This is a genomic window from Streptomyces sp. NBC_01017 (assembly GCF_045162795.1).
Classification (GTDB): Bacteria; Actinomycetota; Actinomycetes; order Streptomycetales; family Streptomycetaceae; genus Streptomyces; species Streptomyces machairae.
This window is the reverse complement of record NZ_CP108683.1, coordinates 126544-139413: the sequence shown is the minus strand read 5'-3', so window position 1 is coordinate 139413 and position 12870 is coordinate 126544. Positions and strand designations below refer to the sequence as shown.

The following is a 12870-nucleotide window of genomic DNA, read 5'->3' as shown; positions in this document are numbered from 1 at the left end:
GATCCTGCGCTGTAAGAGGGCGTTAAGTCCGTTTCTGGTAGCGGCCTCGTCCGGGTTGGGTGAGGAAGCCTTGGCGGGTGAGGCGTCCGAGGCGGCTGCGGGTGACGTTCATAGTCGGGTCGTCGGTGGGCATGCCGAGGAGTTCGTGCAGTTCACGGACCCGGAAGGCCTGGTCGGGGTGTTGGTTGAAGGCGTTCACGATGGCCTGGTAGGCGGTGGCCTGTTCCGGCGGATCGAGCTCGCCTCCGTCGTCGGTCGGCGTGATTTCGGCGATGACCTTTCGGGTGGTGGCCAGGTCCGCGAGACGCGCTTCGGTCTCGGCGAGTGCGCCGGTCAAGTCCTCGATCTGACTGCGGAGTTCATCGGCACGGGCAACGGCTTCGTCGTGGCGGGCCTGGAGATCCGTTAGGAACTCGGTGATGTTCACGCGGCCGTCCTGAGGGTGTCGCGCCAAGTGGGGGTGGGTGTGGTGAGGCGACGGGACATGTTCGCGGTGGAGGCCCAGTAGACGCGTGAGGCGGAGGTGTCGGGCCGGTGGTCGTACTCGCGGGCCAGGCGCCGGTGCAGCATCAGGGTGCCGTTGACCTGCTCGACCACCCACCGTTTCGGCTGCGGGACAAAGCCTTTGCCCTTGTCAGCCGGGTTGCGGCGCACGACCTCGACGGTGATGTCCAGCAGTGCGCCGTGGATGATGACTTCGTCCTTGAAGCCCTGGTCCACCAGGGCCTTCTCCAGACGGTTCCCGCACCGTTCGGCCGCCTGGTCGAGCAGGGCGGTGCCGGCGGCGTTGTCGTGGGCGGAAGCGGCCAGGACGACGACGCCGATGATCAGCCCCAGCACGTCGACGGCCAGTCCCCGCTTGCGGCCCTTATCTTGAGCTCGCTCGACTCGCGTGCTGCTGACCTGGCGTGATGTGTGGTGGACGGTGTCCTCAACGTGTTCGTCAGCATGGTCCGATGACGGCGGAAGATTTCTTCCTCGGTGTGTCGCCGCGGCGGTCTGGCAGGTCGGCGGTGCGTCGTTCCCCGAGCGCGAGGGCGAGCGCCTGCCGCAACTCCCGGTTCTCTTCCTCCAGTTGACGGTTGCGCTGGGTGGCTGCTTCGAGACGTCGCAGCAGGGAGGCGTCGGATGCCCGCTGCCGGTCAGGAACGGACCGGGCCCCAGGAACACGGTGGCGGGCCCGGAGGCGTTCGATCTCGGCTCTGAGGTCGGGCTGGTTGTAGAGCCAGGACCGGGAGACGCCCGCTTCGCGGGCGACGGTCTCGAATGTGATCGCGCCGCCGGTGGTGTCCAGCCGCCGCAAGGCGGAGACCGCGCGTCGGCGGGTTGCTGCGGCCCGTCGACGGGCCGCAGTGACGATCAGGTGGGAGTTGTCAGCCGGCATCTGCGGCCCCCTCGTCCTGGCAGTCTCCCAGCTCGCCGATCATGCGGTCGAGGTTGTCGGCGACCTGCTGGTTCATCTCGGCAATACGGGTGTGGCCGCAGCCCTTCGCATTGTCGATCAACGTCAGGGTGCGGGTGTGCTGTTCCCGCAGCTCGGGCAGGAACTCGGGTCCGGTCAGGAAGACCGGGCAGGTCAGGCAGGCATTCGCGTGAGGGCAGGTCTTCTGGACGGGCAGCCCGCAGTAGCCGTTGGGCAGGGTCTGGGTGGCGAGGCCGTAGCGGGTCTTGGCCCATTGGGCCTGCCCGAGCGGCCCGTCGGCGTCGAGCGTGACGCGCTCGCCCTTGATGTTGACCTTCATCGCCGCTTCCCAGCGGCGCCGGACGGTCTGATCGGTGATCCGCGCGTAATGGGCGGTCATCCGGGACGATTCGTGGTCGAGGAGAACGCGTACGACTTCCTGCGGGACGTCGCGGTTGATCAGCCGGCAGGCGAAGGTGTGTCTCCACTGATGGGGCGTCAAACGGACGGGCTGGCCGTGTTCGTCGCGGATGTCGCAGGTCGCCAGCCAGCGGCGGAGCATCTGCCGGTAGCTGCCGTCGGCGATCCGCAGCCGTCCCGACGCGTTCGCGTGCGGTCGCGGGAAGAGGACGCCGGTGCCCTGGGGCCAGCGTTCAAGGACGCGCTGCTGGTGGTCGCGGATGGCCTGTTCGAGTTCTTCGTCGATCGGGACGGCCGCCTCACGTTTCATCTTGGTGTTGAAATACCGCAGGTAGGGGGCTTTTTGGCCGTCGTGGAGGAGGCAGTCGAAATCCAGGCAGATGACGCTGGAGATCCGCAGTCCGCCGCGGATGAGGATGAGCGTGATCAGGCGGCCGGACGGGTTGTCCCAGCGGTCCAGGTTCGCCTCGGACTCGACCTGGGCCATGACGTGCTCGGCCAGCCGCCGGGAGACCGTGGCGGCCGGCTCCGGCGGGATGTCGCCGGGGTAGAACGCGGCGGTGCCCGACAGGGAGTCGTCCCAGCGGTGTTGCCGGATGGCCTGGAAGAACAGGTTCAGGTTGCTGATCCGGCCCTTCTTCAGTCCGTGCCCGCCAGGCACTGAGGCGACGTGGGCGAGGTGCCGTTCCAGGAGCGGACGGTCGATGTCGGCGAGCCGGTCGACGCCGACGTGCACGAGGAAGTCGCCGAAGCAGACCAGCGCGTCCAGGCCGGTGTGGGCCGCGGTGATGCTCAGCCCGCTGGTCAGCCTCAGCCGCAGCCATCGTTTGGCCAGGTCACGCAGCCACGGTTGAGTGATCCGCTCAAGATGGAGGCGAACGCGGGGTCGGGGGACGGTGGCGGTGGCCGGGGTGGTGATGCCCGGCAGCCGCTCCAGCCGCCACACGTCCCGCGGGTATTCGCTCTCCCAGCCCGCGCCGTCGCGCAGGACCTCGACGGCGTCCCGGACCTCGATCAGGAAGAGCCCCGGCTCACGGACGCGGCCCGAGGACGCGTCGTGCCGCCACTGCTCTTCGGTGAGGTCGAGCAGGGAGGACACCCCGAGGGCCCGGGTGAGCCGGACAGCTTGCGCCACGACGCGAGGCGGCGTCGTGCGGCGGTGGGCATCGGACCGGCACTGTAGCCCGTACTGGAATTCCAGCGTCAGCTGACGGGGCAGGTCACGCAGATCTATGTGGGCGGTGCCGGTCAACTCGGCGTCCAGGGCGAACCGTTCGGCATCCGGGCGGCCGGCGTTCGCCCACCGCTCATGGTGGCTGCGGCAGAACAACATCTGCGGGCCCTCCGCCCGCAGGGTGCAGAACGACAGTCGGCACTCGGCCTGGTCGTCACCGGGCTGCACCAGATTCGGCGCATCCCAAAGGTCCAGGCCGGGCCGTCCGGCCCGGACCCACCGGTCGTAGTGCTTGGCGCACAAGCCCTTCCCGGAGTTCCCGTAGCGGCAACCGGTGATCGTGCAGACCGTCAGGGCCTGGCGCCCGCGAACGGGCAGGCCGGGATCCGCGAGGAACTCCTCCATCGCCGGGCGTCCGCGGTGGCGCCAGCGGATCACGTGTCCGTTGCAGAGCCCCCGCATGCTGACGATGCGGTCGCAGTCGGCAACGGCGCAGGCCGGGGCGACGAACACCGGGTCGTCGGGGGCCGGGCGGTAGATCTCGGTGCGGAACTCGGCCCGGACCGTGGCCAGGAGCTTCTCCAGCAGTCCGGCTCGGCCGTGTCCGGCAGGCAGGGCATGAGGTGTCACAGCCGGACCTCCCGTCCGGTGAACCAACCCGCGTCCTCCAGGGTGCGGCGGGCGTCCTCGACGGTCAGGTGACCGTAGGTGTCGATCGTGGTGCTGATCGAGGCATGTCCCAGGAGTTCCTTGACGTTCTCCATGCCCGCCCCGCGACGCAGCAGCCAGGTCGCGTAGGTGTGCCGGTACTGGTGGGGCTCGAACGCGATCCCGGTGGTCTTCCGCAGCCGTCTGACCAGGTCATAGACGGCCGGATAGGCCCAGGGACGGCCGTGCGGTTCGGCGAAGAGGTTCACGAAGACGTAGTCGGAGTCCAGGGCGCCGTATTCGCGGTGCAGGTAGTCGGAGTACAACCGCATCAACTCCGCACTCGCCGGGACGGCCCGCGTGCGGCCGGCCTTAGCGCGGGCACGGTTGTCGTTCTGCCGTGGCACCACCGTCACCTGCTTCTCGGCGATCTCGATGTCGTCATGCCGCATCCCCAGGGCCTCACCGATACGGACCCCCGTGTCCAGCAGCAGGGCGAACAGCAGCCGGTCCCGCAGATGCTTGCAGGCATCCAGAATCTTCTGGGCCTGGACGGCGGTCAGGACACGGGGACGTTTCCGCCCGGACTTGAGCTTGATGGTCCTGGTCCGCTCGGGCCTGCCAGAGGCGATGTGCTGCAGGAACGGCTTGTAGGAGGTGGCCGACGCGCAGTGCCGCCCGGCCGGACGCATCGTCACCAGCAGGCCGGCGACCTCAACACCGCTGCGGGCGTGGAACTCGTAGAACGTACTGACCGCGGCAAGCTTGCGGTTCACGCTGGAGGCCGTGCAGTGGTGCTCGGCCGTCGGCAGCACGGCCACCACCCCGTTCCGGGCCATGGGCGGCAGCCGCAGCCAGGCCACGAACGCGGCCGCCGCCTCCAGATCGATCGTCTTCCAGTCGAGGCTGCGGCCGTTGAGGTAGGTCCACCAGTCCTTGAGGTCGTGGGCGTACGCCTTGATGGTGTTCGGTGACCGCTCGATCGCCGTCAGGTAGGCCAGGAACGACTCGACCGGATCGACCGGCCGCAGATCATCCCCCAGCAGCGTCCACGACTCCGCCGCCGACCCGGGTGCCAGCACCCTCTGTACACGCACTACGCATCCGGCCCTTCCGTGTTGGACGGCGGCAGATAACCGCATCCACGACGGAAGTTGGGGGAACTTCAGAGTGCTTCACACACATGAAGGACACGCTCGTACTGGCTCAAGATAACGCCCCGGCGTCTTCTTGTTCACATCCAGTCCCGTCGTGGTCTTCGGGACACCCGCGGCCGCACGCACGGACTGGGTGTCGATGATCACGAGGGACGGGTCCTCTAATCGGCGGGCCTTCTCCCGCACCTGACAGCGCAGGAGTTCCTGGATCCGCTGGTCAAGGCCGTCCTGGCGCCAGAGCGTGAAGTAGTAGAACACCGCCGACCAGGCCGGCAAATCGTGGGGAAGGTAGCGCCACTGACAGCCTGTCCGGTTCTGGTAGAAGATCGCGTTCACGACCTCCCGGAGATCACAGGCCCCGGGGTCTCCGGTCGCCGACCGCCTCACCCGGTCCTGCTTCCAGGCCGTGATCATCGGCTCGATCAACGCCCAATGCTCGTCCGATAAGTCGCTCGGATACGGTCTTCGGTCCATGCCCGCATCCCAGCATGCACATGGCGAACGGTCGGCTCGTACGGCGATCAGTCCCACGATCGAGCGATCACGAACCGAGGAAGATCGGACTTAACGCCCTCTAAGTGGTGCTCCTACCGGCCGTGGCTGTCGTGCACCCACCCCACCCGGGGCTGGCTGCTGCGCGTCGACCTGGCCAAACCCAAGCGCGTGCCGACGCTGGCTCAGGAGTACGCCCTGGACCGGGCCATGGCAGCTCGGCAGACGTGCAACAAATGCCGTCGCCGCTACCACCAGCACCGACCAAGCTCGGCATTTGTCTGGAGTGCCACGACGGCACGCCCGCCGATCCCACCTCGTACATCGCTCCGCCGGATCACGCTCTGGCGGCCTGACCATGGAAGGACACCCCGGCATGACAGCCCCGACAGCACCGCCCACCACGGACCAGACCACGGACAGGAACCTCGAGGCGGCCCGCTTCCGGCCTGCCCGTCGCCGGGTTCACGATCGCATCCACCCCGCGCGTGTTCGACCGCGACCGCAACGAATTCGCCGACGGAGAACCGCTGTTCCTGCGCTGCTCACTCTGGCGACAAGCCGGCGAAAATGCCGCACAGTCACTGACCCGCGGCATGAGGATCATCGTCACCGGACGCCTCAAACAGCGCACCTTCGACGACAAAGAGGGCCAGCGCCGTACCGTCCTCGAGATCGATGCCGAGGACGTCGCCGTCTCCTTGACATATGCAACCGCCAAGGTCACCAAGACCTACCGCTCAGGCGTTCCGGCCCAGGGCGGACCCGCGCCGACGACCGGGTCGGGGTCCGCTTCCGCTCACTCGTCCCCGGGCCCGGCGCCCGCTGAACCGCACCCGTTCTGAGCCCTTCGCCGACGCACAGCACCGGCTCCGCGTTCGTCGATAGTGTGGTCGTATGTCCCGCAAGCGCCGCCCCGCACACCGTCAGCCCGCCCACGTCGAGCGGACTGATATCCAGCAGGCCGAAGACCTTCAAGCCCTGGCCCGGAAGTATCCCCAGGACCAGGAAGAACTCCTGACCGAGGCCGCGGAGTTCTACAACCGCGCAGGCCAGCACGAGCGGGCGCTCGCGCTTTTCCAGCAGGTCCTGGACGGAGACTGCGACGATCCCCACCTCATCCAGGCATTCCGCATCGACACACTGTGGAACGCAGGACGCACCGACCAGGCCCGCGAAGGGGCGAAGGCTCTGCGCCGCCAGCACCCGTCCGATGCCGGGCCCTGGGAGACCGTCGCGGAGATGTTCGAGGTCGCGGACCACCTCCACGAAGCCGCAGACTGGTTCACCGCCGGAGTGACCCATCTCCTGGGCCCTGCCACCCCTGTCTCCGTCGACGCTGTCCGCGACGCAGCGGACGCCCACGGCATCGAGATGCTCGTCATCAGCCGCCACCGCGTCCGGCGCCGCCTCGGCCAGCCATGCGACGACCTCGACCAACTCGCTCACGACCTCTACGCCGGCCGTCCGGCACAACTTCGCGCGACCAGCACCCTCGACGACCTCCACAACCCTGCACTGCGAGACGCCGCAGGCAATGATCCCCAAGCTCTGATCGCCTCGATCGAGAAACTGGCCCTTGAGGTCGAAGCCCGCCGGGCAACCCTGTCCCAGCCCCGTCTGACCTGCGCACTCTTCTGGAGCCCAGACGAGTTCTCCCAGCTGCTGGACACATGGTCCGAGCTGGCCGACCACTACGGCACCGAGCATCGCGAACACATCCGTCACGTCGAACGGATGCTCCAACGCCTGTCCGACGAAGGCGAACCCCACCTCGGCATCGCGCCCGGCACCGTGAGCGACTTCGAGTCCTTCACCCGCGAGGAGAACCTTTCCCCGCAGGACGGGGACACCCGTGCCCACTACGCCGCCGACCTCGCCGCCCGGGGCCAAGCCACCCCGTGGCCTCCGCCCCGCAACAGCCCCTGCTGGTGCGGCTCCACCCGCAAGTACAAGAAGTGCTGCGGCAACCCCGCCACCACCTGACCAAGATCCACACGGCGTCTTTCACCAAACTCGCGACAGAGCCACGTCCCGCTGTCCATGGACAGCGACTTCGACGCCTACTGGCGCTACCACCAGCAGCGCGATCACCTACGGTTCACGCCATCCGATACTGCGACATACACACCCTCGCCGCATGACCAACAGCCCGGGAACAAGGACTGCCCGCGGCGTTAGGGTTTCCGGGACAGGCCATACGGCACGCTGCACCCCTGGGGACGAAACAGTATGGGACGTGGAGCGCGGAAGCAGCTGGCGGAGCTGCTCGGCGACGCGCAGCGGTGCGGGGACTTCAGCACCCGTATCGAGATGTCGGCCCGCGCGCTGCGCATCGAGGTCGACGGGGTGGGGGAACTGCCGCTGCCGCTGCGTGTCCCGGTCACCAAGAAACTGATCGCGCAGGCCCGGCAGGCATCCTTCGGTCGTGGCGAGCAGACCCTGTCCGACACCAGAGTCCGCGACACCTGGGAGATCACTCCGGACCGCATCACGCTCGGCGGTACTGACTGGGACCGCACCCTGGACGGCGTCCTTGACGGTGTCCGCACGGCGCTCGGTTTGCCGCCCACCGTCGTCCTGCGTGCCGAGCTGCACGCACTGCTCGTCTACGGCAAGGGCCAGTTCTTCCTGCCGCACCAGGACTCCGAGAAGGACGACTCCATGATGGGCACCCTGGTTGTCTCGCTGCCCTCGCACCACACCGGCGGCGAACTCGTCGTCTCGCACGCCGGCCGCAGCGTGGTCCACCAAACGTCCCGGGAGAAGCTGACCTTCGCCGCCTTCTACGCGGACTGCCTGCACGAGGTCAAGCCCGTCAAGTCCGGCTACCGGGTCACCCTCACCATGAACCTCCTCGCCGAACGCATCCGCCCGGCTGGAGAGGACGACGGGGGCCCGGTCGCCGACCTGGCTCACTGCTTGACCGAACACTTCACCGAACCGGCCGAAGAGCGCTACGCCTACGGCCGCCAGAAGGCCGCGCCCCCGAACCGCCTCGTGTGCCTCCTCGACCACGAGTACACCCAGCGCGGCCTGGACTGGGACCGCCTCAAGGGAGCCGACGCCACCCGCACCGCCCTGCTCCGCCAGGCCGCCGCAGAGACGGACTGCGAAGCGGTCCTCGCGTTGGCCGAGGTGAAGGAGACCTGGGACGCGCATGCGCCGTATGACCGCTACGACTACTACGGCGAGGTCGAGCACTACGACGACTGCGAGGACGAGGAGTGCGAGGGTGAATGCCTCCTGGACCCCGACGGGGAACCCGGTGCCGAGCGCCGCCGCAGCGGCGACTTCTCCGACTACGAACTGAACGAGCTGATCGACGACGAGATCACGCTGAGCTGGTGGACCCGCCCGGACGGCACCGGCGGCGAGCAGATCAACCTGCCCGTCGCGTACGCCGAGGTGTGCGCCACCACCGAGACCAAGGACCTGACGCCCTACCAGTCCGAGTACGAGGGCTACATGGGCAACTACGGCAACACCCTCGATCGCTGGTACCGGCGGGCTGCCGTGGTCCTGTGGCCCCGGCAGCGCTCGTTCACGGCCCGCGCCGAGGCCGGCTCCGAGGGCGCACTGCGGGAACTTCAGGGCCACCTGGATGCCGGGGACTTCGACCGGGCGCGCACGCTCGCCCGGTCGCTCGCCCCGTTCTGGAAGCACCACGGTTCGGGCGAGGCGGCCGCGGCGCTCTTTGCCGCCGCCCTGCCCGTCGCGGTGGGACTGCGGGAAGCGGACACCGCCACGATGCTCCTCGCGCCTTTTGGGGTGGAGACCGTGGGCGAGCGGCACGCCCCGGGTCTCGCGGCAGCGGCCGCGCGGTACGGACGGACGTGGGCCCGCGGGGCCGTCAGCAGCTGGTTCGGCACGGTTGGCGCGTACACCGGGGCCGGCCGCGCGGCGTGGCTCGAATCGCTGCCCGGCCTGTGCACCGCGCTGCGGGCCGCCGACGGCGATGGGGACGCGATGGCCTCGCCGCTGGCCGAGGGTGCCTGGCAAGCAGTCGAGCAGCAGCTCACCAGCTGGCTCGGCATCGGCCGTGAGACGGAGCGCCGCACAGGCATGGAGGGGCTCGGCGTATCTCTGGCCCGCGTCCTGCAGGCGGCAGGGCCCGAGACCGCCGGCACCATCGCCGCCACGCTGCGCGGCCTGCCGGACACCGCCCTGGAATGCCTGCTCCCCGCCCTGCGCACCGCAGCCCGCCAGCCGACGACCATACGCGACGGCGCACCCGCCGCCCGCGCTTTCCAGACCCTCGCCGACCACTGCGAGGACCGGCTCGCCGCGGCCCTCACCCGCCCCGTACGTGCGGCCGACGACTGGTCCCTCACCCCGGCCGGGACATGCCGGACTGGCTGCGGACTCTGCCCCGATTTGGACGCCTTCCTCGCCTCCCGTACCCGCCACGTCATGGAGTGGCCGCTCGCGAAGGACGGACGCCGCCACCTCCACAGCCGCATCGACCAGGCAGGCCTGCCCGTCTCACACACCACCCGGCGCCAGGGACGCCCCTACGTTCTGGTCCTGACCAAGACGGACGCCGTCTTCACCCGTGAACAGGCGACCCGCACCCGCGCCGAGACCGACCTGGCGTGGCTGCGGGACAAATGGCCCCGGGCGTGCGGTTGAGAGGTGACACATCCGTATCTCTCCCCGACAGCGATGACGAGAAGAGCGAAGGGCGGGGGCAATGCCATTGCTTGAATGGCTAAACCAGTTTGGGTACGAGGGTGTTGGCCTTCGGCTGGACGCGGCGGGTCGGTTTGAGCCCCCCTGCCCGTTCGGCGCCGCTTACGGCCAGCGCATTCCGATCTCGGAGAGCTGCTCGATGCGCTCGGCGGCAGTGTGGCGGCTCTGCTGCGTTGGTTGCTGATCCATGACCCGAGCCAACCCCGACCAGACCCCCACCAACATGTGGGCGGCCACCACCGCAGGTGAGCGCACAACTTCACCGACCGGAGCTCCGATGACCAAGCCCCTGACGCAACCTCCGTACGCGGCGGACTCCCCGCTCGCTTACCTGCTGCATCTTGCCGCCGATGACGACGGCCCCAGCGAGGACGAGCAGCGCGACGACGCTCAGACTGTTGCCGCCCACCATGCGCCGGGGTGTCGGGGCTACTAGCTGTTGTGGAGTCCATCAGTGAATCTCGGCCTTCGTCAGGTTCTCTTGATCGTTGGGGTTGCTGGTGTCGGGTTGTCAGCGGGGGCAGGTACGGTTCTTGGGGTGATCACGACGCATGCCTACCGGTTTGCGCTGGACCCGACGCCGCGTCAGGCCGGTGCGATGTCCGGCATGCCGGTGCGGCTCGTGTCGCCTACAACTGGGGTCTGGCCGTGGTGAAGGCGAACTTGTCCCGGCGTGAGGCGGAACGCTCCTACGGCATTGCCGAGGCGGAGTTGACGCCTACGGTGTCGTGGTCGATGTACTGGCTGCGCAAGGCGTGGAATCAGGCAAAGGACGCCGTTGCCCCCTGGTGGGCGGCGTGCTCGAAGGAGGCGTACGCCACCGGTCTTGACCGGCTCGCGTCTGCGTTGAAGAACTGGGCCGATTCCAAGCGGGGCAGGCGCAGGGGCCCGCGGATGGGTTTCCCGCGCTTCAAGTCGAAGCGGAAGGCCACGCCTTCGGTCAGGTTCACCACGGGTGTGATCCGGCTGGACGGGCGTATGCATGTGGTGCTGCCCGTGCTGGGGCGGATCAGGACACACGAGTCCACATGCAAGCTCGGCCGCCTCATCGAGGCGGGGAGCGCGCGGATCAAGTCCGCGACCGTCGGGCAGGAGGCCGAACGCTGGTTCGTCTCCTTCATCGTGGAAGTCCAGCGCGCGGAGCGTACGCCCACCCGGCCGGATGCGGTGATCGGCGTCGATCTCGGGGTGAAGACCCTCGCGGTGTTCTCCGACGGGCGCCCGGCCACCGAGAACCCGAAGCACCTGGCCGAAGCACAGCGGAAGCTGGGCCGCCTGTCCCGTACGGTCTCCCGCCGCCGAGGGCCCGACCGGCGCACCGGACAGCAGCCCTCGAACCGGTGGAAGCGCGCCGACGCCCAGCGTAACCGCGTGCACCACCGCGTCACCGCGCTGCGCCGGGACGGCATACACAAGCTCACCACCTCCCTGGCTGGGGAGTACGGCACCGTGGTGGTGGAAGACCTCAACGTCGCCGGCATGGTGAAGAACCGGAAGTTGGCCCGCTCGATCGCGGATACCGGGTTCGGTGAGATCCGCCGGCAACTCGCCTACAAGACCGCCTGGAACAGCGGACGGCTCGAAGTCGCCGGCCGCTGGTTCCCCAGCTCGAAAACGTGCAGTGCCTGCGGCAACGTGAAACCCAAGCTGCCGCTGCGGGTACGCACCTACATCTGCGAAGACTGCGGATTGGTCCTGGACCGGGATGAGAATGCCGCACTCAACCTCGCCGCACTCGTGAAGCGGCACGTCGCCAGGAGTGGCCCGGAGACAGTAAACGGACGTGGAGCCGACCGTAAGACCCCGCCTGGCCGGGCAGGTGGCCATGAAGCGTCTACCCCGCACCGGGCGACCCCTGCCCGGGTAAGACGGGGACCTTCGTCCAGCAATGGGCGAATCACTGCGATTCACTGAGAATCCAGCGAACGGTAGTGTCCGCCGCCGCCAGACCGGACACGGACTATGTCACATTGGCACCCTGGCCCCTGGATCTGTTGTTCTCCCTGGTCAGCGTGGTTCAGCCGGGGCGTGGAGGCAGCCCCCTTCGGGGCGATCCGGCTGAACCCGTGCGCGTGCTGTACACCCTGCTGTACGTTCGGGGTATGTCGAAGAAGCCAGTGACGATCCGGATTCCCGAGGACCTCCACGCCCAGCTGCAGGAACGGGCTGAAGCCGAGGGAACCTCGGTCACTGCGCTCATCACCGAGGCCGCACACAACGCTGTCTGCGACCCCCGCCTCGAAGGCGCCGCAGACGTCTTCCGCCAGTACGTCGCGGAGAACGCGGACGCGTTCGACGCGGCCTTCCCCGAAGACGCCCCCGCCCGCCTGGACGCCACCCAGGCCCCGGGGCGGGCGGCCTGACGTGGAGCTCCACATCGACATCCGCTGGCTGCTGGAGCGCCAGGCGGAGGTGCTGCCCAAGCACCCCGACGTCCACGACTTCTCCAACCTCGTGGCCGCCATCGCCCGCCACCGCGTCAATACCCCGCAGGTCGGTGCCCGGGTCGACAACGCCTGGCGCGCGGCCGCCCTCATGCACGCCGTCATCCGGCTGCGCCCGCTCCCGGCCCGCAACGCCCTATACGGCGCCGCGATCGTCGTGTCGTATATGGACGCCGCGGGAGAGGCCATTGATCCGCCGTACGGCGCGCTGATCGACCTCGCCCGGGACATCGACGCCGGCCGCGCCGATGGGTACGACGCGGCCGACCGCATCCGCTCCTGGCGCATCTGACGACCGGCCCGGCCTCGCCCATCACCAGGGCCTCCGGGAAGAAGTCGGCCGTGCAGCAGGGCGTTCTGCTGCTGGAGGTCTTCGCTGTGGTGTCCGGGGTGATTCTCGTTTTGGTGTCCGGGGGCAGATGGGCGCCGTTGGTCGGGATG

10 protein-coding genes and 3 pseudogenes are annotated in these 12870 nt (G+C 68.6%); 7 read left to right on the top strand and 6 right to left on the bottom strand.

Annotated features, from left to right (window positions below):
* Positions 1-22: 22 nt before the first annotated feature.
* The 6 genes and pseudogenes from OG331_RS00695 to OG331_RS00670 all read right to left on the bottom strand — a co-directional run.
* Complete coding sequence (locus OG331_RS00695) at positions 23-427, bottom strand: hypothetical protein (RefSeq protein WP_406190535.1); 405 nt, start codon at positions 425-427, stop codon at positions 23-25.
* Positions 424-1170 carry a transposase gene (locus OG331_RS00690; RefSeq protein WP_406190532.1) on the bottom strand — a complete coding sequence of 249 codons (747 nt, stop codon included), beginning with the start codon at positions 1168-1170 and terminating at the stop codon, positions 424-426. Before OG331_RS00690 ends, OG331_RS00695 begins: the two co-directional genes overlap by 4 nt.
* Positions 1052-1384 (bottom strand): annotated as a pseudogene (locus OG331_RS00685) (DUF6262 family protein); the annotation flags it as partial. The gene OG331_RS00690 and the pseudogene OG331_RS00685, both read right to left, overlap by 119 nt.
* Complete coding sequence (locus OG331_RS00680; protein WP_406190529.1) at positions 1374-3626, bottom strand: tyrosine-type recombinase/integrase; 2253 nt, start codon at positions 3624-3626, stop codon at positions 1374-1376. The pseudogene OG331_RS00685 and the gene OG331_RS00680, both read right to left, overlap by 11 nt.
* The gene (locus OG331_RS00675; RefSeq protein WP_406190526.1) at positions 3623-4741 is read right to left on the bottom strand and encodes a tyrosine-type recombinase/integrase; all 1119 of its coding nucleotides are present in this window, start codon (positions 4739-4741) and stop codon (positions 3623-3625) included. The genes OG331_RS00680 and OG331_RS00675 overlap by 4 nt, the downstream gene beginning before the upstream one ends.
* Positions 4742-4858: 117 nt before the next feature.
* Positions 4859-5275: pseudogene (locus OG331_RS00670) on the bottom strand (transposase); the annotation flags it as partial.
* 461 nt (positions 5276-5736) lie between these two features.
* On the opposite strand from OG331_RS00670, the pseudogene ssb reads away from it, so the two are divergent.
* The 7 genes and pseudogenes from ssb to OG331_RS00635 form a co-directional block, all read left to right on the top strand.
* A pseudogene (gene ssb, locus OG331_RS00665) lies at positions 5737-6138 on the top strand (single-stranded DNA-binding protein); the annotation flags it as partial.
* A gap of 52 nt (positions 6139-6190) precedes the next feature.
* Positions 6191-7279 carry an SEC-C metal-binding domain-containing protein gene (locus OG331_RS00660; protein WP_406190523.1) on the top strand — a complete coding sequence of 363 codons (1089 nt, stop codon included), beginning with the start codon at positions 6191-6193 and terminating at the stop codon, positions 7277-7279.
* Between the two features lie 246 nt (positions 7280-7525).
* Entirely contained in the window at positions 7526-9925 is a 2400-nt protein-coding gene (locus OG331_RS00655; protein WP_406190520.1) for a 2OG-Fe(II) oxygenase, read from the top strand.
* Between the two features lie 337 nt (positions 9926-10262).
* Entirely contained in the window at positions 10263-10421 is a 159-nt protein-coding gene (locus OG331_RS00650) for a hypothetical protein (protein WP_406190517.1), read from the top strand.
* Between the two features lie 212 nt (positions 10422-10633).
* The gene (gene tnpB / locus OG331_RS00645) at positions 10634-11899 is read left to right on the top strand and encodes an IS607 family element RNA-guided endonuclease TnpB (RefSeq protein ID WP_406190515.1); all 1266 of its coding nucleotides are present in this window, start codon (positions 10634-10636) and stop codon (positions 11897-11899) included.
* 188 nt (positions 11900-12087) lie between these two features.
* Positions 12088-12348, top strand: coding sequence for a ribbon-helix-helix protein, CopG family (locus OG331_RS00640; RefSeq protein WP_406190512.1), 261 nt, complete (start codon positions 12088-12090; stop codon positions 12346-12348).
* A gap of 1 nt (position 12349) precedes the next feature.
* Positions 12350-12721: a toxin Doc gene (locus OG331_RS00635; RefSeq protein ID WP_384189808.1), complete on the top strand. Its 372-nt coding sequence runs from the start codon at positions 12350-12352 to the stop codon at positions 12719-12721.
* Positions 12722-12870 lie beyond the last annotated feature (149 nt).